This window comes from Mitsuaria chitosanitabida ATCC BAA-476 = NBRC 102408, from assembly GCF_001598255.1.
GTDB classification, from domain to species: domain Bacteria; phylum Pseudomonadota; class Gammaproteobacteria; order Burkholderiales; family Burkholderiaceae_C; genus Roseateles; species Roseateles chitosanitabidus.
This window is the reverse complement of the sequence record NZ_BCYP01000024.1, coordinates 137531-162423: the sequence shown is the minus strand read 5'-3', so window position 1 is coordinate 162423 and position 24893 is coordinate 137531. Positions and strand designations below refer to the sequence as shown.

Genomic DNA, 24893 nt, shown 5'->3' with positions numbered 1-24893 from the left:
GGTTCACCGCCGACCCGCGCGCGCCCCACGAGATCCCCGAGATCCACGCCCCACCGATTCACCGAGAGAGAGAAGTCCCATGAGCACCCTCCACCCCATCCACGCCTCGGCCCATCTGCAATCGCTGATCGAGCAGAACCTGATCGACTTCTCGCCCGAAGTCGCCGCCGCGCGCGCCGAGGGCAAACCGCTGGTCGCGCTGGAATCGACCATCATTTCCCACGGCATGCCCTATCCGCAGAACGTGCAGACGGCGCGCGAGGTCGAGGCCATCGTGCGCGCGCACGGTGCGGTCCCCGCGACCATCGCGGTGCTGGACGGGAAGATCCGCATCGGCCTGAACGACGAGCAGCTCGAGCTGCTGGGCCAGTCGCCGGAGGCGATGAAGCTCAGCCGCCGCGACCTGCCCTTCGCGCTGTCGACCGGCCGCGTCGGCGCCACCACCGTGGCCGCGACCATGATCTGCGCGCAGCTGGCCGGCATCGAGGTCTTCGTCACCGGTGGCATCGGCGGCGTGCATCGCGGCGCGGAGACCTCCTTCGACATCTCCGCCGACCTGCAGGAGCTGGCCCGCACGCCGGTGGCCGTGGTCTGCGCCGGCGCCAAGAGCATCCTCGACCTGGCCTTGACGCTGGAGTACCTGGAAACTCACGGCGTGCCCGTGCTGTCCGTGGGTCAGGAGAACTTCGCAGCCTTCTACACGCGCGACAGCGGCTTGAAGGCGGACTTCCGCATCGACGGCGCGGCCGATCAGGCGCGCTTCCTGCGGACCAAGTGGACGCTGGGCCTGGGCGGCGGCGCCGTCATCAGCAACCCGGTGCCGGCCGAGCAGGCGATGCCCAAGGCACGCATCGACGGCTACATCGCGCAGGCGCTGGCCGAGGCGAGCGAGCAGGGCATCAGCGGCAAGGCGGTCACGCCCTACCTGCTGGCCCGGATCAAGGACCTGAGCGGCGGCGACAGCCTGGTCACCAACATCGCGCTGGTGAAGCACAACGCCGTCGTGGGGGCGGCGCTGGCGAAGGCGCTCAGGGAGGGGTGAGGGCGGGAGCGTGGCCGTCAGCGGGTATTCCCGCCCCGCATTCGCGCGTCCACGTTCCTATCGCACAGCTTTCTCTCATCCCTACGTCGCATTAACCTGAACGAAACATTCGTCGCAGGAGCGCGACCTAAGCTTCCGGCCCGCCCTCTCGCCTTCGCGACCCGTCGTTGGAAAAGTGAAAAGCATGCGCCGCCAGCCTGTCGTCCTGTCCCTGATCGTCTTGTTGCTGATCGCCGGTGGCGGCTGGTGGTGGAAGTCGCGGTCCGCCGCGCATGGCGGTGACGCCGCCGCCGCGTCGGCCGGCGCGGGCGGGGCCTCGGCCCCGGGCGGCACGCAGCTGGTGGGCGTGGTCACCGCGCAGCGCAAGGACGTGCCCGTCACCGTCGAGGCCTCCGGCACCGTCACCCCGATCAACCAGGTCGACATCCGCGCCCAGACCACCTCCACCGTGCGCGACGTGCTGGTCAAGGACGGCCAGACCGTCACCAAGGGCCAAGTGCTGTTCCGCTTCGACGAGCGCGCCGATCGCGCCAACCTCGACAAGGCGCGCGCCCAGCTCGCCCGCGACAAGGCCAATCTCTCCGACTTGCAGCGCCAGTACGACCGCGCCAAGGAGTTGCTGGCGCAGAACTTCGTCGCGCAGAGCGCCGTGGACACCGCGCTGGCCAACCTCCAGTCCGGCCGCAGCCTGATCGACGCCGACGCCGCCGCCGTGCAGTCGGCCGAGGTGGCGCTGAGCTACAACGAGATCCGCGCGCCCTTCGCCGGCCGCGCCGGCGCGGTCAACGTCTGGCCGGGCAGCCTGGTGCAGGCCAGCGCCACCGCCACGCCGCTGGTCAACATCGTCCAGATCGACCCGATCGCCATCGCCTTCAGCCTGCCGGAGACCGAGCTGGCCCCGGTGCTCGACGCGATGCGCCCCGGCACCGACGGCGCCAAGGCCACGCCGCTGGACGTGCAGGTCGTGCTGCCCACCATCGAGGGCGGCCCCTCGCGCAAGGACGTCAAGGGCGGCAAGGCGGTCGAGTCCGTCGCCCGCGGCAAGCTGATCTTCGTGGACAACCTGGTCGACGCGACCACCGGCACCATCAAGCTCAAGGCCGAGTTCCAGAACGAGGCGCAGAAGCTCTGGCCCGGTCAGTACCTGCGCGTGCGCATGACGCTGCGCAGCATGGCCGGCGCCATCGTGATCCCGCAGGCCGCGATCATCCTGCGCGGCAGCGACCGGCAGGTCTATGTCGTCGGTCCCGACAAGACCGCGCTGATCAAGCCGGTCAAGGTCCGCTACACCTTCGGCGAGATGGCCGTGGTGGACGGCGTCGACGAGGGCGCCCAGGTCGTCCTGGACGGCAAGCAGAACCTGCGCCCGGGCAGCCCCGTGCGCACCCAGCCGGCCGCGGTGAATCCCGCCGCCGCCGCGAAGCTGGCGGCCGCGTCGGCCGCCGAAGCAGGTCCAGCGGGCCAAGGCGGCGGCAACGCCGTCGGCGTGGCCGCGCCCTGATCCCGGCCCTCCGGCCTCGCCCCTGCCCTCGCCGCGGACGCTGACATGAATCTCACCGAACTCTTCATCCGGCGGCCGGTCATGACCGTGCTGCTGAACATCGCGCTGGTCGTCGCCGGCCTGGCGGCCTGGAGCCGCATCCCGGTCGCCGCGCTGCCCAGCTTCAACACCCCGGTCATCAACGTCCAGGCCGTGCTGCCGGGCGCCAGCCCCGAGACCATGGCCTCGTCGGTGGCGCTGCCGCTCGAGAAGCAGTTCTCCACCATCGCCGGCATCACCACGATCTCCTCGACCAACACGCTGGGCAACAGCTCGCTGACGCTGGAGTTCGATCCCTCGCGCGACATCGACGCCGCCGCGGTCGACGTGCAGGCCGCGCTGTTCCGCTCGCTGCGCGCGCTGCCGGTGGAGATGACGACCCCGCCGTCCTACCGCAAGGTCAACCCGGCCGACGCGCCGGTGCTGCTGGTGGCGCTGACGTCCCCGTCCATCAACCTGTCCGACCTCAACGACTACGCCGAGAACCTGATCACCCCCAGCCTGTCGACCATCGACGGCGTGGCGCAGGTGTCGATCTACGGCCAGAAGCGCTTCGCGGTGCGCATCAAGGCGCGCAACGAGCTGCTCCAGCAGCGCAACATCACGCTCGACGAGCTGCAGGCCGCGGTCAAGGGCGCCAACGCCAACACCCCCGTCGGCACCCTGGACGGGACGCGCCAGACCCTGACCATCCAGGCCAACAAGCAGCTGCGCGACGCCAACGCCTTCGGCGGCATCGTGGTCGCCACGCGCAACGGCGCGCCGGTCTTCCTGCGCGACGTGGCGGACGTCGAGGACAGCTACGAGACGGTCAAGTCCTTCTCCAACTTCAACGGGGAACGCTCCATCGTGCTGGCCGTGCAGCGCCAGCCCGACGCCAACACGGTGAAGGTGGTGGACTCGGTCAAGGCCATGCTGCCGCGCTTCGCCGCGCAGCTGCCGGCCTCGGTGCAGATGAGCACGCTGAACGACCGCTCGGTCTCCATCCGCGAGTCGCTGCACGACGTGTACTTCACCCTGGCGCTGACCGTCGCGCTGGTGGTGATGGTGATCTTCCTGTTCCTGCGCCGCATGGTGGCGACGCTGATCCCGACGCTGTCCCTGCCCATCTCGCTGATCGGCGCGGTGACGCTGCTGTTCGCGCTGGGCTACAGCCTGGACAACATCTCGCTGCTGGGCATCACGCTGGCGGTGGGCCTGGTGGTCGACGACGCCATCGTGATGCTGGAGAACATCTACCGCCACGTCGAGGACGGCATGGCGCCCTTCGACGCCGCCATCCGCGGCGCGCGCGAGATGGCCTTCACCATCATGTCGATCTCGATCTCGCTGGTGGCCGTGCTGATCCCGATCTTCTTCATGCCCGGCGTGATCGGCCTGCTGTTCCACGAGTTCGCGGTGGTCGTGTCGCTGGCCATCATGGTCTCGGCCGGCGTGTCGCTGACCCTGGTGCCCATGCTGTGCAGCCGCTTCCTGAGCAGTCACCACGACGTGCGCGAGAACGCGCTGGGCCGCACCTTCGAGGCCGGCTTCGGCTGGGTGCTGGGCAAGTACACCGGCTCGCTGGACTGGGCCTTGCGCCACCGCTGGGTGATCGGCCTGGTGGCGATCGCCAGCTTCGTGGCCAGCGCCTGGCTGTGGGTCGCCATCCCCAAGGGCTTCTTCCCGGAAGAGGACATCGGCCAGATCCAGGCCAGCACCGAGGCCTCGGAGGACATCTCCTTCGCCGCGATGACCGTGCTGCAGGAGCGCGTCGCCGAGATCGTCAAGAACGACCCGTCGGTGGCCTCGGTCGCGGCGGCCGTGGGCGGCGGCGGCGGGGGCGGCAACGTCAACACCGGCCGGCTGTTCATCAACCTCAAGCCGCGCGCCGAGCGCGTGCCCATGCCGCAGGTGCTGGAGCAGCTGCGCAAGCGGCTGCGCGCGGTGCCGGGCATCGCCGTCTACCTGCGGCCGGTGCAGAACCTGCAGCTCGGCGGCCGGCAGTCCAAGAGCCGCTACCAGTTCACGCTGCAGTCGGTCAGCGCGGGCGAGCTCAACACCTGGGCCGAGAAGCTGCAGGCCAAGCTGCGCAACGACCCGGTGTTCCGCGACGTGACCAGCGACTCCCAGCTGCGCGGCCTGCAGGCCAACCTGGTCATCGACCGCGAGCGCGCCACGCTGCTGGGCGTGCAGATGCAGGACCTGCGCAACGCGCTGTACTCGGCCTTCGGCGAGCGGCAGGTCTCCAGCATCTACGCGGAGAGCAACACCTACCAGGTGATCATGGAAGCGGTGGACGGCGACCGCCTCAGCGAGGACGCCTTCGACAAGATCTACCTGCGCGGCAAGAACAGCACCCTGGTGCCGCTGACCGCCTTCGCCACCGTCAAGCGCGAACTGGGCCCGACGGCGGTCAACCACCAGGGCCAGCTGCAGGCGGTGACGCTGAGCTTCAACCTCGCGCCCGACGCGCCGCTGGGCGTGGCCACCGGCAAGATCGACCAGTTCACCAAGGAGATCGCCCTGCCGCCGTCCATCATCACCAGCTACGGCGGCGACGCGGCGGTGTTCAAGGACTCGCAGGGGGGCCAGGTCTTGCTGATCGTGCTGGCGATCGCGGTGATCTACGTGCTGCTGGGCGTGCTCTACGAGAGCTACATCCACCCGCTGACCATCCTGGCGGGGCTGCCCTCGGCGGCGGTGGGCGCGCTGCTGACGCTGCAGCTGGCGGGCATGGAGCTGACCATCATCGCGACGATCGGCATCCTGATGCTGGTGGGCATCGTGAAGAAGAACGCGATCATGATGATCGACTTCGCGCTGGACGCGCAGCGCAACGGCGGCATGGCGCCGGCCGAGGCGATCCGCGAGGCCTGCATCCTGCGCTTCCGTCCGATCATGATGACCACGCTGGCCGCGCTGATGGGGGCGTTGCCGATCGCGCTGGGCCTGGGCGCCGGCGCCGAGCTGCGCCAGCCGCTGGGCCTGGCCGTCGTGGGCGGCCTGATCCTGTCGCAGGCGGTGACGCTCTACATCACCCCCGTGATCTATCTGGCGCTGGACCGCTTCAGCGGCAAGGGGCCGGACACCCGCGAGGTCGCGCACACGCGCCTGACCGAGCATCCGGTGGCCGGCGCGCAGCCGACGCCGGGACACGCGGACTGAGGGGCGAGGCGGCGGTCCGGGACGGATCGCCGCGCGCCCGGCGCCGCTCAGCGCGGCGGCTGGAAGGCCTCGCGCCGCTGCCGGACCGTCGCGCGTCCGATGCATCCGGGCGCGTGGTCGTTGATCAGCCCCATCGCCTGCATGAAGGCATAGACCGTCGTCGGACCGACGAACTTCCAGCCGCGCTTCTTCAGCTCCTTGGAGAGCCGGATGGAGGTCTCCGAGGTGGGCCGCACGTCGCCGCCGGCGTCGGGCTCCTCGAAGCGCCAGAAGAACGCGGCCAGCGAGCCGGCCTCGCGCTGCAGCTCCAGCGCGCGCGCCGCGTTGTGGATGGCCGCCTCGATCTTGCCGCGATGGCGGACGATGCCCTCGTCCGCGAGCAGCCGCTCGACGTCGGCCTCCTTGAACTTCGCGACCTTGGCGATCTCGAACTGTTTGAAGGCCTTGCGGAAGTTCTCGCGCTTGGCCAGGATGGTCCGCCACGACAGCCCCGACTGGAATCCCTCCAGGCAGAGCTTCTCGAACAGCCGGCGGTCCTCATGGACCGGGTAGCCCCACTCGGTGTCGTGATAGTCGCGGTAGGCGTCGAAGCCGGGGGCCTCGCACCACTTGCAGCGCCATTGGCCGTCGGGGCCCTGTGCCAGTCGTTCGCTCATCGTCGCCCTCCCAGGCGCTCATCGGGACGCGCGATTCTGGCGCCTCGCGCGACCGCCCGTGTCAGGAGGATGGCCCGCGTCCCGTCACGGGCGCGGCGGACGGGCGCTCAGCGCTCGTCGCGGTGGAACACGGCGGGATCGCCGGGCCAGGTGTGGGCACGGGCCTCGATCAGGTCGAGCACGTGCACGAAGGCGTTGCCGGCGCCGTAGTAGGGGTCGGGCACCTCGTCCAGGCCCAGCCCGGTCATGCCGGAGAGGAACAGCCCCAGCCGCGCCGGCGAGATCGCCGGCCGCGAGGTCCGCAGCGCCTGCAGCACCTTGCGGTCCATGGCCAGGATGAGGTCGTGCCGGTCGAAGTCCTCGGCGACCACCTTGCGCGAGCGCCACCGGCGATCCAGCTGATAGCCGCGCTGCGCGAGCACGGTCGCGGCCCGCTTGTCGACCGGGTGCGCGCGCGAGGACGCGAACACACCGGCCGAGGCGACCTCGGTCAGGCCCAGCTCGCCGGCGCGCGCGCGCAGCACGGCCTCGGCCATCGGGGAGCGGCACAGGTTGGCCGCGCAGACGAGCAGGACGCGTGTCACCGGGGCGCTTCGGCAGCGGAGACCGGTCAGCGCGCCAGCTCGGCGCGCATCGCGTCGATGACGCTCTGGTAGTCGGGCTTGCCGAAGATGGCCGAGCCGGCGACGAAGGTGTCGGCGCCCGCGTCCGCGATCTCGCGGATGTTGTCGACCTTCACGCCGCCGTCGATCTCCAGGCGGATGTCGCGGCCCGAGGCCAGGATCATCTGCTTGGCCTGCTGCAGCTTCTTGAGCGCGCCGGGGATGAAGCTCTGGCCGCCGAAGCCGGGGTTGACGCTCATGATCAGCACCAGGTCGACCTTGTCGATGACCCACTCCAGCACGTCCAGCGGCGTGGCGGGGTTGAAGACCAGACCGGCCTTGGCGCCCTCGCCCTTGATCAGCTGCAGCGTGCGGTCCACGTGCTGGCTGGCCTCCGGGTGGAAGCTGACCAGGTCCGCGCCCGCGCGGCAGAAGGCCTGGGCCAGGGCGTCGACCGGCTGCACCATCAGGTGGACGTCGATCGGGGCCGGGGTGCCGTCGGGCTTGACCGCATGCTTCTTCAGCGCCTCGCAGACCATCGGGCCGAAGGTCAGGTTGGGCACGTAATGGTTGTCCATCACGTCGAAGTGGATCCAGTCCGCGCCGGCGGCCAGCACGTTGCGGACCTCCGCGCCCAGGTTGGCGAAGTCGGCGGACAGGATGCTGGGGGCGATGCGGTAGTCGGGCGGGTTCATGGCGGGCGGGCGGCTCGGCCGCGGGCAGGGGGAAAGACCGCGATTGTAGGAAGCCCGCCGCGCGCGCGGGGCGCCGCTCAGCGATAGCGCTCCGCCAGGCGTGCGATCTCGCCGGAAGCGACCAGCTGCTTGAGCCGGTCGGTCAGCCGGTCGGCGACGGCGTCGGGCAGGCGGCGCGAGACCACGGCGTACTGGACGTCCTCCTCGAAGACCTGCGTGCTGATGCGCACCTGCTGGTCCAGCCCGGCGCTGCGCGCCGCCAGGCGCAGGTTCAGGTCCTGCCCGTAGACCGCGGCGGTGCGGCCGCGCACCAGCATCATCAGCGCGTCGCGGTCATTGCGGGCCGTCTCGGTGAAGGCGACGTCGGCGCGCTGCAGCGTCGAGGCCAGCTTGGTGCCCTGCGCCAGCAGCAGCGGCTCCTTGCGCGCGAGCTTGCGCAACTCGTCCCAGCCCTTGGGCATGCGGGCGTCGCCGGCGCGCATGGCCACCACGTGGTTGACGCGGTACAGCGGCACCGGCAGGAAGCGCATGTGGGCGCGGCGCTGCTCCGAGTTGAGCAGGCAGAAGAAGACGTCCAGGTCGCCGTTGCCCAGCATCAGCTCCAGGCGCCGCAGCGGGAGCGCCTGGTCCAGGCCCTCGATGCGCAGGTCGGGATCGACGCGCTGCACGGCGGCGGCGATCTCGGCGCACAGGCCGGGGCGCTGGGGGTCGTCGAAGGCGTACTTGACCGGCACGCCGGCCTGGGCCGCGCTGCGCAGCGTCAGCGGACCGGTCGAGGCGGCGGTCGATGGGGGAGTGGCGGGCTGCGGCGATGGCGGCGTCTGCGCGGGCGGCGTGGCCGCGAGCGCGGGACGCCAGCCGGCCAGTCCGGCGGTCAGGGCCATGAGCGCCGCGCGGCGCGCGATGGCGGCCGGCGGGAAGGCGGACAGGTGTCCTTCGCTTGTCTCCATCGGGGATGCGGGCCGTCGGCGTGACGCGACCCGGTCATGTGCGGCAGCCAGCATAGCCGACCCCGCGCCTAGAATCCGCCGATGGCACATCCGCATTTCCACTGCAGCGTGGCCGTCCAGCCGCTGGCCGAGCAGACCGTCCCGGACCGCGACGAATACGCGTTCACCTACACGATCACCATCGAGAACCGCGGTGACGTGACCGCCCAGCTGATCGGCCGCCACTGGCTGATCGTCGACGCCAACGGCGGCGAGCAGGAAGTCCACGGCCTGGCCGTCGTCGGCCACCAGCCGCTGCTGGCCCCGGGCGAGCGCTTCCAGTACAGCTCCTGGGCGCAGATCCCGACCCGCCACGGCACGATGAGCGGCCGCTTCCTGTGCGTCACCGAGCACGCCGAGGTCTTCGAGGCCGAGGTCCCCGAGTTCCTCCTGGCCGACACGGGCAGCCTGCACTGATGGCGCGTCGACACGGCTGGGACCTCACCGCGCTGCTCAACGCGGCGCATCCGCAAGCGCCGCTGGCCGAGCGCAATCTCTGGCTGGTGCGGCTGATCGAGTGGCTGCGCCACGCCCCGATCAAGGACGCGAAGGACGTCAAGGACGACCGCGCCGCCGGCACGCCGACGACGGACACGCAGCCCGCGACCGCGACGCCGCTGCCGGTGCGCCGGCTCAAGTACCTGCTCAACCTGCTGGAGCGCAACCCCGAGCACGCGAAGCCCTTCGCCGCGGTCATCGCCAGCGTCTGGGCCGACGTCGACGCCATCGGCCTCTTCGCCGAAGTGGGCTTCGCGCCCCGAATGGCCCTGTGGGGCGAGTTCCTCGGCCGGCTGCGCCGCCTCGTCCTGCCCCAGACGGCCGATACCCGCGAGCTGGCCGAGCTCTTCGAGCTGCTGTTCCCCCACGAGAGCGACGAACAGTGGATCAACGCCGTCGACGACGACCTGCTGCGGCGCCTGAGCCTGCTCTTCGCCGACGCGCCCGACGGCGACTGGCGCGAGGAGATGCGCGCCGCGATCACCGTGCTGATCAGCGCGGTGCGCTCGGCCGGCCTGTCCGGCGCGCTGCGCGTGCGCATGGATCCCAAGCGCCTGGCCAGCCGCCCCTTCCGCAACCTGGCCACGGCCTGGGAGCGCGTGGAGCACGCGCTGGTCGAGCAGGACCGGGCCGCCCTGCCCGCCGCGCTGCAGTACCTGCGCGGCCTGCTGGACGAATGCCGCGCCGCGGTGCGCTCGGTGCCGGAGCATCTCGAGGAGCACGGCGTCTCGGTGGACCTGATGTTCGGCGTCGAGCAGATGCAGGCGCGGCTGCGCCGCGTCGAGGACCTGCTGGCCGTGCTGCTGGCCGATCACCCGCAGCGCGAGCTGCTGCGCCTGGTCGCCGGCCTGGTGTCGGTCGTGCATGAGCGGCGCAGCATCCCCACGCTGTTCGCGAAGCATTACTCGCTGCTGGCGCGCAAGGTCGCCGAGCGCAGCGCCGAGACCGGCGAGCACTACATCACCCGCAACCGCGAGGAGTACGGCGACATGCTGCGCCGCGCGGGCGGCGGCGGGCTGGTGATCGCGGGCACGACCTTCCTGAAATTCGCCATCATGGCGATCGGTCTGTCCGCCTTCTGGGGCGGCTTCTGGGCCGGCGTGAACTACGCGGTGAGCTTCGTGCTCATCCTGCTGCTGCACTGGACGGTGGCGACCAAGCAGCCGGCGATGACCGCGCCGGCGCTGGCCGACAAGCTGCGCCACATCGACAGCGACGCCGGCCTGCAGTCCTTCGTGGACGAGGTGGCGCATCTCTTCCGCTCGCAGACGGCGGGGATCATCGGCAACCTGGCGCTGGCCGCGCCGATGGTGCTGGTGGTGCAGCTGGCCGCCTGGCTGGCGCTGGGCCGGCCGCTGGTGGGCGTGAAGGAGGCCGAGTACGTGCTGCACTCGCTGACGGTGCTGGGCCCGTCGCTGTTCTTCGCCGCCTTCACCGGGGGGCTGCTCTTCGCGTCCAGCCTGATCGCGGGCTGGGTCGAGAACTGGTTCGTCTTCCATCGGCTGGACAGCGCCATCGCCTGGAACCCGCGCATCGTCGCGACGCTCGGCCCGAACCGCGCGCGGCGCTGGTCGCGCTGGTGGCGGGACAACATCTCCGGCCTGACCGCCAACATCAGCCTGGGTCTGATGCTGGGCCTGGTGCCGGCATTGCTGGGCTTCTTCGGGCTGCCGGTCGAGGTCAGGCACGTGACGCTGTCCACCGGCCAGCTGGCCGCGGCGGCGGGCGCGCTGGGCTGGGACGTGCTCAAGCACTGGCCCTTCTGGCTGTGCGTGATCAGCATCCTGGGCACCGGCGTGCTGAACGTGGGGGTCAGCTTCTACCTGGCGTTCAAGGTGGCGTTGCGCTCGCGCGGCATCCGCCTGGCCGACCAGAAGCGCGTGCGCGCGGCGGTGTGGACGCGCATGCGCCGTCAGCCGCTGAGCTTCCTGATCCCGCCCAAGGGATGAGCGGAACGGTGTCGCCGACGGGAGCGCCGCTCAGGCGGCGTCGCGGTCGTCCGGCCGTTCGCCACCCTTGCGGCCCGAGAACATCGTCCACCAGACGATGAAGATCAGCAGCGCAAGGGCGCCGAGCGCCTCCAGCAAAATCACGCCCATGATGTGTCGTGGTGCTCTTCGTTGCAGGACTCGCCGCTGGAGCGCGGCGCTGGCGATTCTAGGCGCGCTCGCCGGTTGCGGCGGTCCGCAGACGGTCCGGGAACCGGGGGCTTCCCCCAGGGCGCCGGCCGCCGGGACCAGCGCGGGATCCGGCGGGGCCACCGGATCCGCCCCGCCTGCCGCCCGGCCGCCCATGGCCGCGGCGCCGCGATCGACGGTCGATCCGGAGAAGCTGCTCAACGGCGAGGACGACACCGCCGGTCGCCGCGTGCTGCAGCGCGAGCGGTCGCGCTGGATCGCCGCCGAGTGGAACGAGCTGCCCGGCTGGGGTCAGGATCGCGCGCTCGAGTGGTGGCCCGCCCTGCTGCGCGGCTGCGACAAGCCCATGCCCGGCTGGGCCGGCGTCTGCGCGCAGGCGCGGACCTTGCGTCCCGGCGACGACTGGGAGGCGATGGCCTGGCTGATGAAGACGCTGCAGCCCTACCGCATCGAGACGCCCGAGGGCCAGCGCGAAGGCATCGTGACCGGCTACTACGAGCCGCAGCTGGAGGCCCGCCGATCGTCCCAAGGCGAGTTCCGCGTGCCGCTGCTGGCGCCGCCGCAGGACCTGGCGCAGCGCAAGCCCTACGACACGCGCCAGCAGATCGAGTCCAACGCGGCGTTCGGCCGTTCGAGCCTGGCCTGGGTGCAGGACCCGGTGGATGCGCTCGTGATGCAGATCCAGGGCAGCGGCCGGCTGCGCATCACCGAACCCAACGGCGGCAGCCGCTGGGTGCGGCTGTCCTTCGCGGCGCACAACGAGCAGCCCTACCGGTCGATGGGCCAGTGGCTGGTCGCGCAAGGGGAGCTGCGTCCGACCGAGGCCTCCTGGCCCGGCATCAAGGACTGGGCGCGGCGCAATCCGCAGCGACTCAAGGAAGCGCTGTGGGCCAACCCGCGCTACGTCTTCTTCCGCGAAGAGCCGCTGCCCGATCTGGCCGTGGGGCCGCGCGGCGGCCAGGGCGTGCCGCTGACGCCGGGGCGCTCGATCGCGGTGGACAAGGCGAGCATCCCCTACGGCACGCCGGTCTGGCTGGACACGACGGAGCCGCTGTCGACCACGCCGCTGCGGCGGCTGGTGATGGCGCAGGACACCGGCAGCGCCATCGTCGGCGCCGTGCGGGCCGACTTCTTCTGGGGCTGGGGCGACCAGGCCGAGCAGCAGGCGGGCCGCATGAAGCAGCCGCTGCGGCTGTGGGCGCTGTGGCCGCGGGAGGGCGCCGGCGCGGTGGCCGCCGCACCCGGCGCTCAGGGCGCCCGCTGAGCGGGTCGCGCGGCGCCCGGCACCGGGCCGTCGTGATCCCGGCGCGACCGCCGATGGGGCGGCGACGCGGCCCTCACTCGCTGACCTGGACGCCTTTCCAGAAGGCGACGCGATCCTTGATCTCGGCGGCGGCTTCGTAGGGCTCGGGGTAGTACCAGACGGCGTCGGGGTTCATGTCGCCGTTGACCAGCAGGCTAAAGTAGCTCGCCTGCCCCTTCCAGGGACAGCTCGTGCGGTGGTTGCTGAAGGTCGTGTACTCGCGCTTGAGCGCGGCCATCGGGAAGTAGTGATTCCCTTCCACGACCACGGTGTCGTCGCTTTCGGCGATGACCACGCCGTTCCAGATCGCTTTCATTCCAACTCCTCGTGCTCAAACGCTATTACGCCCATCGGGGCAAGGACATCTTCATCACCGCCGGTTCCGCGCGCGACCTCGCGCCGGGCAGTTTCGGCATCTGCGCGATCGGCGGCGGGGCGGAGGGATGGTCGGTGGTCCACGTCGGACCGGACGGCCACCCGGCCGACCTCGGCGGGGAGTACTACTTTGCCACCGCCGAAGAGGCCCTCGCCTTCCTCCGCGAACTGATCGACCTGCTGATCGACGGTGGCGAGCCGGAGGGGCTCGGCGATGTGTGAGGCGATTGCCGGCCTTAATCGACTCACTTCCTGAGGCGATTAAGACCCGTGAGGCGATTGGCGCTCATAAATCGAGGGCTGGGGCCCGGACGAGGCGCACGCGAGTCCCGAGCCACCTGAGATCCTGTCGGCCTGAGCGGGCCCCGCGCCCGCGACATCCGCGGCGCTCACAGCGGCTGCAGGTCCTCCCCCACGAGCCCGACCAGCAGTGCCCGGCCGTTCTCGTCGACGCGGAACTCCCCATACCGTGCCGCCTGCCAGCGGGCGCCCTCGCCCTCCTTGAAGAACCAGGCGTCCGACACGAAGGTCCAGCCACCGTCCTTGGGCGTGAGCGTCAGCACCAGCGCGCCGGCCGGCGGGGACTCTCCGGGCGCGAGCAGCCTGGCCTGCCGCGCCACCCCCACGGCATCGACCATCACCGCCACCCGGGGGCGAGCCCCCCAGAGCCAGGGCGCATCGGTCTCGTCCCGGCCCCGCCAGCCCACGCCGGGCAGGTCGTAGTTCAGTCGCATGAAGTCGCCCTGGATCAGCGAGCGCGGATCGGCCGGCGCCAGCTTCACGTAGATCGAGCGCCCCATCGAGATCAGGCGCTGCTTGCGCGCGATCGAGTCATCGACCAGCAGCAGCGAGGCCAGTCCCGCGAGCGCCAGCAGGCTGACCGCGACCATCCCGGCGCGTCGAGCGGTTTCGTCCACCGGCCCGCCGGAGGAGCCCTCGCTCGCGGGCGCCGCCGGCCGCCACGCCACCCAGCGCGCCCAGCCCGCGAGCAGCGCCCCCACGACGATCAGCACCAGCGCCTTGTCGGCCAGGCGCCATTGCAGCTCGTAGTAGAACGAGCCCAGCACCAACAGCGTCGCCGCGCCGGCGAGCGCCGCGAGCCGATGACGCTTCGTCGCCAGCATCAGGGCCAGCACCGCGAGGCAGCCGCCGAGCGAGGGCATCAGCGCCGCGAGCCCCGTCAGCAACAGCAGCGGCGGTGCCAGCCGCCAGGTCCGCGCCCAGGCCCAGCGGGCGACCAGACGCCCCCCCGACATCAGCGCCAGCGCCGCCGACACGCCCATGGCGGCGTTCAGCGGCAACCAGGGCGCGAACGGACGGCCGCCGCTGGCGATGGCGTCGAAGACCGGCATCGCGCCCAGCACCAGCGAGGACCTGCCCGCCAGCAGCACCAGCACGCCCAGCACCGCGATCCACCAGCCGGCGAGCACCGGTTCCAGCGCGGCGGCCACCGCGGCGCCGCGCGCCGCCCCGCCGATCGCGCGCTGCCAGGCCAGCATCGCCGCGCCGGTGGCCAGCATCAGCGTGGCCACGGCCCAGTTCGGGCCGTCCATGCGGCGCCAGAAGTCGCCCAGGTCGCTCATCAGCAGCTCGCTGTAGAGCGCGCCGGTCAGCAGCGCGGCCGCCAGGCCCAGCAGCAGGCGCAGCCAGCTCGCCCGCAGCAGCACGATGAGGCCGGCCGCGATGGCCAGCCCGACCAGCTCCACCGCGATCGCCGGGAGGTCGCGCACCAGCGCGTAGCCCAGGCTCGCCAGACCGGTCAGCAGCAATGGCACCGCCACCTGCTCCAGGAACAGCGGGGTCCCGCGCCCGCGCAGCAGCACCACGGCGACCGCGCCCAGGCCCACGCCCTCGATGTAGGGCATCAGGCCATGCTCGAAGGTCTGGCCGAACAGCATGAAGAACAGGATCAGGAAGGGCGGTACCGCCAGCCACGCGCCCAGCGCGGTCAGCACCACCACGGGCCAGGGCCGGGCGGGCGCGCCGTCCTCGGGCGGCGCGAGGCCTTCGGCGCGGGCCCGCGCGCGCCAATCGGCGCTGGCGACGGCGGTCGTCGGCGAATCGGCGATCGCCGCGGCCGCCGGGCCCGGTGGCGTCAGGTCGGACGGGGTCGTGTCGATCGGGCTCATGCGCCGACTCCCACCGCGCGCATGCGCCGCATGATCAGGCTGACACTCGCCGCGAGCACGCCGCAGGCCACCAGCCCCATCAGGAACAACCCGCCAAGGTCGAAGCGCATGACCTCGAGGACAACGCGGCCGACACCGCACACGATCAGCGTGTCGAACGCCAGGGCGAAGGCGCTCAGCGCGAAGACCTCGGCTCGGCGCCAGTTGAGCGCGAGACCGGCTGCGATGGCGGCCAGCGCCAGCCAGAACTGGCCCTCCACATGGCGAGCGAAGAGCCCACCCAATCCGATGGCCGACATCGCGACCACCGCCGACAGCACGGCCGCGCGCCAGGCCCAGGACCGCGGCGTCGCGCCGGGACGCAGCGCCATGGCCACGCACAGCAGCGCGTAGGCGGCGATGCCGATCGCATGCACCGGCAGGGTCCGCGCATCGATGCGCCACCCATGGTCGGCGAAGGTCTGGATCCACAGGCCGATCGCGGTCGCCACCACCATGGTCCAGGGCGTCCACATCAGGTCCGAGCGCGCCGCCCAGGCGATGGGCAGGCCCAGCAGCGCCCACACGGCGAAGAGCTGCCAGGGATCGGCGCCGGTCTGGTAGGTCTGGCCGTAGAAGGCCAGCAGCCCGCCCAGCGTGAGGAAGGCCAGCAGGCCCAGGGGCGCCCGCCAGGCGGCGCGGAGGGCGGCACCGGCCAGGCTGGCGACGAAGAGGGCCTCGATCAGCGCGAAGCGCATCAGCCGGCTGACCTCGCCCCAGTTCGCGGCGATCCACAGGATCACGCCGAAACCGATCAACCCTGCCGCCAGCGCGCCCGTGCCGCGGCGCAACCAGGTCCAGGGATCGACGGGGGGATCATCCAGGCCGCTGAGATCGCGCAAGCGGCGTGCGCTGCTCGCATCCAGGCCCTGACGGGCCGTCCATTGGTACAACTGCTCGTGCAGACTCACAGATTCCTCCCTCAGGATGCGACCGCTCGTCGCGACGGCCTTGAGGGCGTCGATGATACGAAGGAGTTCAACATGGGTCAGATGATCGAGTTCGCCCGCCCGGACGGCGGCACCACCAGCGGCTACCTCGCCGGCGGCGGCCAGGGCGCCCCCGGCATGATCCTGATCCAGGAATGGTGGGGGCTGAAGCCCCACATCAAGGACATCGCCGAGCAGTTGGCGACCGCCGGCATCACCGCGCTGGCGCCCGACCTGTATCGCGGCCGCATCGCCGCCGACGCGGACGAGGCCAGCCACATGATGAACGGCCTGGACTTCGCCGATGCCACGACGCAGGACCTGCAGGGCGCGCTCAACTATCTGCGCGACGAGCTGGGCTGCGGCAAGGTCGGGGTGATGGGCTACTGCATGGGCGGCGCGCTGACGATCACCTCGGGCGTGTTCATCCGGGACCTGCAGGCGGCGGTCTGCTACTACGGCATCCCGCCGGCCGAGTTCGCCGATCCGGCCAAGATCGAGGCGCCCTTCCTCGGCCACTTCGCCACGCGCGACGACTGGTGCACGCCGGAGAAGGTCGACGCGCTCGAGGCCCGCATGAAGGCCGGCGGCCATCACCCGGTCATCCACCGTTACGTCGCCGATCACGCGTTCTCCAACAAGACCCGCCCCGAGGTCTACGACGCGGACGCCGCCGCGCTGGCGTGGACCCGCACCCTCGACTTCCTGAAGAAGCACCTGGGCTGAGCCCTGGCCGTCCCGGCGCCTCGCCGGCGCCGAATCGTTCCGTCCATCACCGCGCTGTACCCACCGGGCCGACCATGCACCGTCACCACGTCCCCACCGTCATCGCACTGAGCGCCGCCCTGCTGACCCTGGGCGCTTGCGCGCAGGTCAGGTCCTCGTCGGGCCCCGCGTCGGCCCCCTCGACGGCGACGGCCCGCGCGGCGGCCGAGACGGCGCCCGCGCCGCTCGATCCGCGCGTGGCGCCCCTGCTGGCCGACATCTCCGCCGAGCGCATCGAGCAGACCATCCGCAAGCTGGCCGCCTTCGGCACGCGCCACACGGCGTCGGACACGAAGAGCGAGACGCGCGGCATCGGCGCCACGCGGCGCTGGATCGAGCAACAGCTCAAGGACTGCAGCGCCCGCACCGGCGGCCGGCTGCAAGTGACGATGGACGCCTTCATCGAACCGCCCGGCCCGCGCCTGCCGCAGCCCACCGAGCTGGTGAACGTGGTGGCCACGCTGCCGGGCGCCTCGGCGGGCACGCCGCGCGAGCGGGTGCTGGTGGTGAGCGGGCATTACGACTCGCGCAACAGCGACGTGATGGACGCGAGCGGCGAGGCGCCCGGCGCGAACGATGACGCCTCCGGCACCGCGGCCGTGATGGCCATGGCCTGCGCGATGGCGGCGCAGCGCTACGACGCGACGCTCGTGTTCATGGCGGTGCCGGGCGAGGAGCAGGGGCTGCTCGGTGCGCGGCACTGGGCCCGACGCGCGCGCGCGCAAGGCCTCAATGTCGAAGGGATGATCACCAATGACATCGTCGGCAGCTCGCGTGGCGACAAGGGCGAGTACGACCCGAAGCGCCTGCGCCTGTTCGCGGACGGCTTCGATCCGCTGCTGCGGCTGCTGGTCAACGCGAACAGCAACAGCCCGGCGACCGAGGACGAGGCCAGGACCAATGCCGCGATCCGCGCGCAGCTGCAACCGCTGGCCGTCGCGGGTGGCGGCGAGGACCTGCCGACGCAGCAGTTCGGTCGCCATCTGAAGGCCGAGGGCGAGCGCAATCTGCCCGGTTTCCACGTGGATCTGATCCAGCGTCGCGACCGCTACCTGCGCGGTGGCGACCACCTGCCCTTCCTCGAGCGCGGCTACGCCGCGGTGCGCTTCTCCGAGCCCTTCGAGGACTTCCGCCATCAGCATCAGAACCTGCGGACGGAGAACGGCGTCGTCTACGGCGACCTGCCGGAGTTCGTGGACTACCGCTACGTCGCGGACGTGGCCCGGATCAACCTGATCGGCCTGGCCACGCTGGCCTGGGCGCCAGCACCGGTCAAGGGCGCGCGCATCGACGCGCGCGAGCTGACCAACGACACCACGCTGCTGTGGACGGCGAGCACCGATCCGGAGCTGGCCGGCTACCGCGTCGTCTGGCGCCGCAGCGAGTCCCAGGGCTGGGAAGGCGCGAAGGACGTGGGCAACGTGACCACGGTGACGCTGCCGCTGTCCAAGGACAACCTGATCTTCGGCGTGCAGGCCCTCTCGAAGTCCGGACACGCGAGCCTGGCGAGCTTCCCGCTGCCGTTGTCGCGCTGAGAGAAGAAGACCCTCACCTCAACCCGCTCACTTCAAGACGCCCTTCCCCAGCCACTGCGACCAGATCTTCATGGTCACCCGCTGATCCGACAGCCCGGGGTACTCGACCATCGCCTTGCGCAGCGCGGTCTCGTCCGTGCCGCGCATGAAGAGCACTTCGCCGACCGGCCCGTCCTCCAGCGAGTACCACGCCCCGATCACGCCCTCGTCCAGCGCGCGCTGCAGGAACACCGGCACGTCCGCCTTGTCCTTCTCCTCCGCGCGCGACAGCAGCACGATCCGGTGCTCCTCGATGCCCGCCTCGGGATCGATGCCGGTGTGGTTCAGCCCCTGGTGCACCACCGCCGCTTGTGCATCGACCGTCATGTAGCCCTCGCGGACATACGCGTCGGGCTCGAAGTAGTTCATCAGCACCTGCCGGCTCGGCGCCTTCACGACGACGATGCCGCGTTTCGCCCGCGACGGGTCGCGCAGCGGCCCGGCCGACAGCAGCTTGCCTTCGCCGAACAGGCGCTTGAAGTTGTCCAGGTGGCCGCGCTGCATGGCCTCGACGGCGGCCTTGTCCTCGGGCACCGGACGGCCGGTTTCCAGGAAGATGAAGAAGGTGGTGTCCGCGGCGAACGAGGACCGCGCGCCGGCGGGGGTCGCGTCCGGCTTGCCGGACTGCGCGCGGGCCATCGAGACGGGCAAGGCGGACAGCGCGGGAAGCGCCGACAGGCCGGCCGCGACAGCGATCAGGGAGCGTCGTTGCATGGGAGTCTCCTTGGGCCGCGAGACCGTCCGCGCCGAGGAGGCGCGAAGGCCGCGATCCGACGACTCTACTCCCGCGCGACGGGCCGTCGCGCCGCGGCCCTCAGCCGTGCAGGGCCTGCAGCGAGCGCAGCATCAGGCGCGCGCTCGCGACGTTGGTGGCGCAGGCGACGTCGTGCACGTCGCAGGCGCGCACCAGCGCGTTGATGTCGGGTTCATGCGGCTGCGGGGTCATCGGGTCGCGCAGGAACACGACCGCGTCCACGCCGCCCACGGCCAGCCGCGCGCCGATCTGCAGGTCGCCGCCATGCGGGCCGGACAGCATGCGCTCGACCGTCAGGCCGACCTCCGCGTTCAGCCGCGCCCCGGTGGTGCCCGTGGCGACGAGCTCGCAGCCCGAGAGGAAGCCGGCGAACTCGTTGGCGAGCACCACCATCTCGTCCTTCTTCCCGTCGTGGGCGATCAGGGCGATGCGCAGCGGACCGGTGGAGACCGGGGTGACGGGGACCTCGTCGGAGGCGGTGGAGGCGATCGGAGCAGTCATGACGCGATGGTAGGTGGCGACGATGCCGCCCGGGTTACGGCGACGGTTCTTTCTGCGCGAGCCCGCCCCGCCGCGCTCACGGCTTGGCCGCGGCGGCCTTGGGCTTGGCGGTCGTCGACGCCGGCGCGAGGACCAGATTCCCGACGCCGCGATTCATCGCGTTCAACAGGTCGCCGTTGTCCTGGCTGAGCTCCCAGGCGAAGACGCCGGCCAGGCCGTGATCGCGCACGAAGCGGCCCTTGGCCAGCACGGCGCGCGGGTCGTCGTAACCCAACCAGAGCTGGAGCTTGGGGTTGTAGAGCGACCAGGACTGGGTCACGGCGTCGAAGCGGACCTCGTAGCCCTGGCGGCCCCTACCCTGCGCGTCGATCAGACGGCCGGCGAACTCGCGATAGCCCTGCGAGCCGTCGCTGCCCGGGTAGGCCCCGGTCTTGGCGGTCCCGGCCCGGGTCGCGGTCACGCCGGTGAAGCCGCGGCCATAGCCGGCGACGCCGGCCACCAGCTTGCCCGCCGGCACGCCGGCCCTCGTGAGGTTGCGGACGGCGCGCTCCAGGCTGTCGTCGGCCTCCGGCGCCGAGCTGCGCAGCGCGGTGTGATGGCCGGCCACCGGCGACCAGTTGCCGTAGAAGTCGTAGCTCATCATGAAGACCAGATCCAGCGGCCCCGCGGCTTGCTTGAAATTGATCCGGTCGACGATGGGCGACATCGGATTCACGGCGGTCGTCAGCAGGTACGGGCGGCCGGTCTCGGCGGTCAGCGCGTCCAGCGCGCGGCGCATGTCGGCCATCAGGTCCGCATAGCCCTGCCCGTCCTGCGAGCTGCCCAGCTGCACGCCATTGGCCGCGCCGTTGTTGCCGGGGTGTTCCCAGTCGATGTCGATGCCGTCGAAGGCCGGGTGGTCGCGCAGGAAGCGCTGCGCAGAGGCCGCGAAGACCGCGCGCCGCGAGGCGTCGTTGGCCAGGTGGAAGATCGGGTCAGACCCGCCCCAGCCGCCCACCGACGCGACGATCTTCAGATGCGGCGCGCGCTGCTTGTAGCGCTGGAAGGCCTCGTTGAAGCGCTCGTCGATGGGGCCGGTGCCGATCTCGAAGTCCTTCTTGCCGACGCACTTGGCGGCGTCCTTCTCCAGCTGACCCGGGCCGCACAGGCGCAGGAAGGCGTAGAGCACGTGGGTCAGGTTCTGCGGCGGCACGCGCTCGATCAGGTCGACCGGCTCCCAGTTGGGCACGTACATGCCGACGATCTTGCCGCCCGCGCGTTCGAACTCGACCGGACGGCCACCGAAGAGCGGATAGCCGGGGGTTTCGGCCGCGGTGGCGGCGGGCTTCGCGGCGGCGGCCGGGGCATCGGCGGCAAAGGCGGCGCCGACCGACAGGACGGACAGCGCGACGGCGACTCGGGACAGGACTCGAACGGACATGCGGGGCCTCCAAAGGACGCCGCAGCTTAACGGAAGCTTGGCGATGTCAACACCAGTCAAATACCAATTCGACTGATCAGGAGAAAACGAAGCTACCTCTATGGAGCCACTTTCGCCGATCCGCGGATCACGCGGCGATGCGATGGCTCGGTGGCTTGGCGGCAGGCTGGCTCGGCGAGGTGGAGTCCGACCGCTCAGGGCGCCACGTCGACCCGCAACTGGAGTTCCCGCAGCCGCTGCACTTCGGCGTCGCGGGTGCTGTAGGTACCGCGCGGCGACGGCATCGCCGCGTTGCCGGTACGGGCGATGGTGACCCACACGCCCAGCGGCGCCTGCACGGTGCTCAGCACGTCGGTGGACGGTCGCTGCTGCGGGTCGACGGTCGACGTGCCGTAGCCCGCCGAGCCCATCCCGGCGGTGCCGTACTGCGCGCCGTACTGGCCCTGCGGCTGTTGCGACTGGTCGGTGGCGCGGACCTCGACATTGACCGGGCTGCGGCCGCCCGGCCAGTTCGGCTTGACGCTGAAGCCGCGCACCCGCTCCGACACGCCCTGACGCGGCACCACGACCACCCGGTCCTGCGCGCCCTGCTGCCGGTCGACGGCCACGTCCACCCACTGGACCGGCGTGGTCTCGGTCATCGTGAACGAGGCCTGCGAGCCGTTGAGCACCAGCATGCGCGGGAACAGCTGCTGGCGTTGCTCGCGGTTCTCGGTCGAGAGCGTCACCCCGCCGCGCGAGGACACGCTGCCGCCGGTGCTCACCACCGTGCCGCCATCGCGGATGCCGGACACGGCGGCGGGGCTGAGCTCGGACTCGACCCAGCGCAGCTCGACCTGCAGGTTCTGCTTCGGGCCGGCGGCGAAGGCCAGCGACGGCGCCAGGGCCACGGCGGCGATCAGCGCCCCGAGCGACGAGAAGCGACGGCGAGGGAGGCGGCGATGGGCATGCATGCGGGGCAGCATACGCCGCGTGCCGTGGCCCGCGCCACCCTGGCCGCGACGCTTCGCGCGATTCGCGGGAGCCGCATGAGCCGCCGCGCGGTCAGCGATCAGCGATCAGCGATCAGCGATCAGCGATCAGCGGTCGGCGCGCTCAGCGCGGCGCGTTGAGCGCCTTGCAGCGATCGATGTCGCAGGCGGTGGGCAGCATGGACCGGTACTCGATCACCGAGCCCCAGCTCTTCGGATCGCGCAGCGCGCAGCGCTCGCCCTTGCCGTTGTCGTAGTAGGACATGGTGTCCACGCAGCGCCGCGAGTGCGCCATCAGCCCGAGGAAATGGCCCATCTCGTGCGACAGCACCATCTGCAGCGTCTGGTCGGCGGGGTACTTGGGGTTGCGCTCGCGCAGCAGCGCGAAGAGGCCGGGGCTGATGGACAGGCTGCGGGCCGTCACGTTGGCCAGCGCGAACTGGCCGCGGCTGCCGGCGTCGCTCCAGAGGACCTGGATCGCGTCCTCGGGCGGGACCTGGCCGCGCGGCACGGCGATCACGTCCAGGCGCAGGCCGCAAGCGGACCAGGCTTGCGCGGACTGGCGCACGAGGGTCAGGACTTGCCCCTCGCTGAACCAGGGCGGCGCGGCCTCATGCCGATAGGCGAAGCGCAGCGCGCGCGTGGCGATCGGGCGATCGCGGCCATCGCCCCAGGTGCGGATCTCGCCGGGCAGGCATTGGGCGATCTCCTGGTCGCGGAGAGCGGGCAGCGTGGGCTGGCGTGGCTCGGTCTTCTCGGGCGGCACGAGCTGGGCGCTCGCGCTCGTGGGAACGAGCAGCAGCATCACCGCGGCCAGGATGAAGGCGACGAACGCGATCAAGGCGGCCAAGGCGCTGCGCGCCGCCAGACCGGCGAGCGACCGGCGCGTCGACGAATCCGGAGACGGGGCGGCCTCGCGGCGCGTCATCACGCGGCTCGCAACACGCCGCGCACGCGCGGCCACAGCAGGTTGACCGCCAGGCCGCTCATCACCAGCGCGGCGGCCATCAGCTTCCAGCCGGGCAGGCCCTCGCCGAGCAGCAGCGCGGAGCAGCTCATGCCGAAGACGGGGACCAGCAGCGCCATCGGCACGATGGTCGCGGCCGGGTGGCGCGACAGCAGCCAGCTCCACGCGCCGTAGCCGAAGATCGTGTTGCCCACCGATTGCCACAGCACGGCGGCCCAGGCGCCGAGGCCGGCGTGGCGCAGCGCCTCGCCCATTTGCTGGGGCCCCTCGACGATCAGCGAGAGCGCGAACAGCGGCGGGGCGGCGAAGACGCTACTCCAGACGACGTAAGCCAGCATGTTCACCGCGCCGGCGCGCTTGCCGACGATGTTGCCGCTGGACCAGCTGAAGGCGGCCACCAGGACCATCGCCAGGCCCAGGACCGTGGTGGAGCCGTCGGTGTGCGACGCGATGATGCCGATGCCGCCCGCGGCCATCGCGAGCGCCAGCCACTGGAAGCCCTGGACGCGTTCGCCGCTCATGCGCATGGCCAGCAGCAGCGTGAAGAAGACCTGCGTCTGGATCACGAGCGAGGCGAGGCCGGGGGAGATCTCGGAGCGCATCGCCAGGTAGAGCAGGCCGAACTGGCCGACGCCGACGAAGCCACCGTAGGCCGCGAGGTTGCGCCAGCCGATCTTGGGTTTGGGGAGCAGGAAGATGGCCGGGATCGCGGCGAAGGTGAAGCGCAGCGCCGCGAAGAGCAGCGGCGGGAAGGCGTTCAGGCCCCAGCGGATGACGACGAAGTTGCTGCCCCAGATGGCGACCACGGACAGCGCGAGCAGAAAGTGGCGGAGCGGAAGCGTCATGGCGGCCGGAGCGGATGCGAGGGGGATCGCCGACTATGCCAGCGGGTCGCGGTTAGCGCCCCGTACAGGGGGATGCGAGGGCGACCAGTACAGCGGAAGTGCCGAGCGCCAAGGCGCTCGGTGTCCTTGAATCCCTCTCCCGCTATGCGGGCGAGGGAGTCTTCTTGCCCCTCGCCCGCTTGCGGGAGAGGGGTTGGGGTGAGGGCCGGCGCAGACCAGAGCCCCCGTCGAAGCAAAGCCCCTGCGATTGACGCTCCGCAGCCTGCGACGGCCCTCACCCCCCGCCCTCTCCCACTCCGTGGGCGAGGGGGCCACCGGCCACCGAGCGCGCTACCCCTTCGGCTTCAAATGCCCCAATGGCAAGGCCCCGCCCGCCTTCACCTCCCCCAGCGAGAAGCTCGTATGGATGTCCTTCACATTCGGCAGATTCAGCAGCGTATCGATCGAGAACCGGCTGAACGCATCCAGATCCGTCGCCATCACCTCCAGCTCGAAGGTCCCCGCCCCGCTGATGTAGTGACACGCGATCACCTCGGGCAATTGCCGGATCGCCTCCTCCAGCTCCTTGGTCGCCGACCCGTTGTTCCGATCCGCATCCACCCGCACGAAGGCCAGCACTCCCAGCCCCAAGCGCCGCCGATCGATCACCGCCCGATAACCCGTGATGAACCCCTGCTCCTCCAGCCACCTGACCCGCCGCCACGTCGGCGCCGGAGACAGCCCGATCCGCGCCGCCAGCTCCGCATTCGACAGCCGCGCCTCGCGCTGCAGCTCCGCCAGGATGGCCACGTGATACCGGTCCAGCTCGCCCCCCGCCGGGCCGCCCTCGTCCGCCTCCTCGACCGGCGGCGATCCCGCCGGGCGCCTCATGGTTTTCCCTGAAGCCACATTTTTCGATGCCATTTCGTCTCCGTGTCGATGTTCTGGGAAAGATTCTTGCTCAAACGACATCCGCCGGGGCAGAACAAGCAAGCACTCGCCCGGGCTTGTTTCCTACACTGGACTCACGGCGCC

At 71.2% G+C, this 24893-nt stretch carries 23 protein-coding genes; 9 read left to right on the top strand and 14 right to left on the bottom strand.

The genetic code is table 11. From position 1 onward, the window contains the following. The first annotated feature begins 79 nt into the window (after positions 1–79). The 3 genes from MCHT01_RS16460 (at position 80) to MCHT01_RS16450 (ending at position 5729) form a co-directional block, all read left to right on the top strand. Positions 80–1042, top strand: a complete 963-nt coding sequence (locus tag MCHT01_RS16460) for a pseudouridine-5'-phosphate glycosidase (RefSeq protein WP_174549062.1) — start codon at positions 80–82, stop codon at positions 1040–1042. 184 nt (positions 1043–1226) lie between these two features. Continuing rightward, positions 1227–2543: an efflux RND transporter periplasmic adaptor subunit gene (locus MCHT01_RS16455; protein ID WP_067066497.1), complete on the top strand. Its 1317-nt coding sequence runs from the start codon at positions 1227–1229 to the stop codon at positions 2541–2543. Between the two features lie 45 nt (positions 2544–2588). Then, positions 2589–5729 (top strand): efflux RND transporter permease subunit, encoded by a 3141-nt coding sequence (locus MCHT01_RS16450; protein WP_067066495.1) that lies wholly within the window; start codon positions 2589–2591, stop codon positions 5727–5729. 47 nt (positions 5730–5776) lie between these two features. Here MCHT01_RS16450 and MCHT01_RS16445 read toward each other — a convergent pair whose 3' ends face one another. The 4 genes from MCHT01_RS16445 to MCHT01_RS16430 all read right to left on the bottom strand — a co-directional run bounded on the left by MCHT01_RS16445 (position 5777) and on the right by MCHT01_RS16430 (position 8632). Next, positions 5777–6385 carry a DNA-3-methyladenine glycosylase I gene (locus tag MCHT01_RS16445; protein WP_067066493.1) on the bottom strand — a complete coding sequence of 203 codons (609 nt, stop codon included), beginning with the start codon at positions 6383–6385 and terminating at the stop codon, positions 5777–5779. A gap of 107 nt (positions 6386–6492) precedes the next feature. After that, positions 6493–6969, bottom strand: a complete 477-nt coding sequence (locus MCHT01_RS16440; RefSeq protein WP_084452797.1) for a low molecular weight protein-tyrosine-phosphatase — start codon at positions 6967–6969, stop codon at positions 6493–6495. A gap of 26 nt (positions 6970–6995) precedes the next feature. Next, positions 6996–7682, bottom strand: coding sequence for a ribulose-phosphate 3-epimerase (rpe, locus tag MCHT01_RS16435; protein ID WP_067066486.1), 687 nt, complete (start codon positions 7680–7682; stop codon positions 6996–6998). Between the two features lie 77 nt (positions 7683–7759). Then, positions 7760–8632: a substrate-binding periplasmic protein gene (locus tag MCHT01_RS16430; RefSeq protein WP_067066484.1), complete on the bottom strand. Its 873-nt coding sequence runs from the start codon at positions 8630–8632 to the stop codon at positions 7760–7762. Positions 8633–8713: 81 nt separating this feature from the next. Here MCHT01_RS16430 and apaG point away from each other — a divergent pair, with 81 nt between their 5' ends. From apaG to mltA, 3 genes are all read left to right on the top strand, one after another. Further along, positions 8714–9088, top strand: a complete 375-nt coding sequence (gene apaG, locus MCHT01_RS16425; RefSeq protein WP_067066483.1) for a Co2+/Mg2+ efflux facilitator ApaG/CorD — start codon at positions 8714–8716, stop codon at positions 9086–9088. Continuing rightward, the gene (gene tlpB, locus MCHT01_RS16420; protein ID WP_067066481.1) at positions 9088–11118 is read left to right on the top strand and encodes a transporter-like protein TlpB; all 2031 of its coding nucleotides are present in this window, start codon (positions 9088–9090) and stop codon (positions 11116–11118) included. The genes apaG and tlpB overlap by 1 nt, the downstream gene beginning before the upstream one ends. A 343-nt stretch (positions 11119–11461) precedes the next feature. Next, positions 11462–12571: a murein transglycosylase A gene (gene mltA / locus MCHT01_RS16415; RefSeq protein ID WP_067066479.1), complete on the top strand. Its 1110-nt coding sequence runs from the start codon at positions 11462–11464 to the stop codon at positions 12569–12571. A gap of 73 nt (positions 12572–12644) precedes the next feature. Here mltA and MCHT01_RS16410 read toward each other — a convergent pair whose 3' ends face one another. After that, complete coding sequence (locus MCHT01_RS16410) at positions 12645–12926, bottom strand: DUF427 domain-containing protein (protein ID WP_067066478.1); 282 nt, start codon at positions 12924–12926, stop codon at positions 12645–12647. Between the two features lie 11 nt (positions 12927–12937). Between MCHT01_RS16410 and MCHT01_RS16405 the strand changes: the two genes are divergently transcribed. After that, entirely contained in the window at positions 12938–13207 is a 270-nt protein-coding gene (locus tag MCHT01_RS16405; protein WP_067066476.1) for a hypothetical protein, read from the top strand. A 167-nt stretch (positions 13208–13374) separates the two neighbouring features. Here the strand turns inward: MCHT01_RS16405 and MCHT01_RS16400 are convergent, their stop codons facing one another. Continuing rightward, positions 13375–15114 (bottom strand): GDYXXLXY domain-containing protein, encoded by a 1740-nt coding sequence (locus tag MCHT01_RS16400; protein WP_067066474.1) that lies wholly within the window; start codon positions 15112–15114, stop codon positions 13375–13377. Beyond that, positions 15111–16064 carry a DUF2157 domain-containing protein gene (locus MCHT01_RS16395; protein ID WP_169806148.1) on the bottom strand — a complete coding sequence of 318 codons (954 nt, stop codon included), beginning with the start codon at positions 16062–16064 and terminating at the stop codon, positions 15111–15113. Before MCHT01_RS16395 ends, MCHT01_RS16400 begins: the two co-directional genes overlap by 4 nt. 72 nt (positions 16065–16136) lie before the next feature. Between MCHT01_RS16395 and MCHT01_RS16390 the strand changes: the two genes are divergently transcribed. Together MCHT01_RS16390 and MCHT01_RS16385 are read left to right on the top strand one after the other, a co-directional pair. Continuing rightward, entirely contained in the window at positions 16137–16808 is a 672-nt protein-coding gene (locus tag MCHT01_RS16390; protein ID WP_067066471.1) for a dienelactone hydrolase family protein, read from the top strand. 74 nt (positions 16809–16882) lie between these two features. Beyond that, on the top strand, positions 16883–18382 hold the full coding sequence (locus MCHT01_RS16385) for a M28 family peptidase (RefSeq protein ID WP_067066469.1): 1500 nt from the start codon (positions 16883–16885) through the stop codon (positions 18380–18382). A gap of 27 nt (positions 18383–18409) precedes the next feature. Here the strand turns inward: MCHT01_RS16385 and MCHT01_RS16380 are convergent, their stop codons facing one another. The 7 genes from MCHT01_RS16380 to MCHT01_RS16350 form a co-directional block, all read right to left on the bottom strand. Further along, positions 18410–19135, bottom strand: a complete 726-nt coding sequence (locus MCHT01_RS16380) for a YciI family protein (RefSeq protein WP_067066467.1) — start codon at positions 19133–19135, stop codon at positions 18410–18412. A 100-nt stretch (positions 19136–19235) separates the two neighbouring features. Further along, on the bottom strand, positions 19236–19676 hold the full coding sequence (locus MCHT01_RS16375) for a methylglyoxal synthase (protein ID WP_084452792.1): 441 nt from the start codon (positions 19674–19676) through the stop codon (positions 19236–19238). Positions 19677–19752: 76 nt separating this feature from the next. Continuing rightward, positions 19753–21096 carry a glycoside hydrolase family 18 protein gene (locus tag MCHT01_RS16370; protein ID WP_067066466.1) on the bottom strand — a complete coding sequence of 448 codons (1344 nt, stop codon included), beginning with the start codon at positions 21094–21096 and terminating at the stop codon, positions 19753–19755. A 194-nt stretch (positions 21097–21290) separates the two neighbouring features. After that, complete coding sequence (locus MCHT01_RS16365) at positions 21291–22049, bottom strand: hypothetical protein (protein WP_148661565.1); 759 nt, start codon at positions 22047–22049, stop codon at positions 21291–21293. 142 nt (positions 22050–22191) lie between these two features. Then, positions 22192–22995, bottom strand: coding sequence for a zinc metalloprotease (locus MCHT01_RS16360; protein ID WP_067066462.1), 804 nt, complete (start codon positions 22993–22995; stop codon positions 22192–22194). After that, on the bottom strand, positions 22995–23879 hold the full coding sequence (locus MCHT01_RS16355) for an EamA family transporter (RefSeq protein ID WP_067066461.1): 885 nt from the start codon (positions 23877–23879) through the stop codon (positions 22995–22997). The genes MCHT01_RS16360 and MCHT01_RS16355 overlap by 1 nt, the downstream gene beginning before the upstream one ends. A 330-nt stretch (positions 23880–24209) precedes the next feature. Further along, positions 24210–24782, bottom strand: coding sequence for an Lrp/AsnC family transcriptional regulator (locus MCHT01_RS16350; protein WP_084452789.1), 573 nt, complete (start codon positions 24780–24782; stop codon positions 24210–24212). Positions 24783–24893 lie beyond the last annotated feature (111 nt).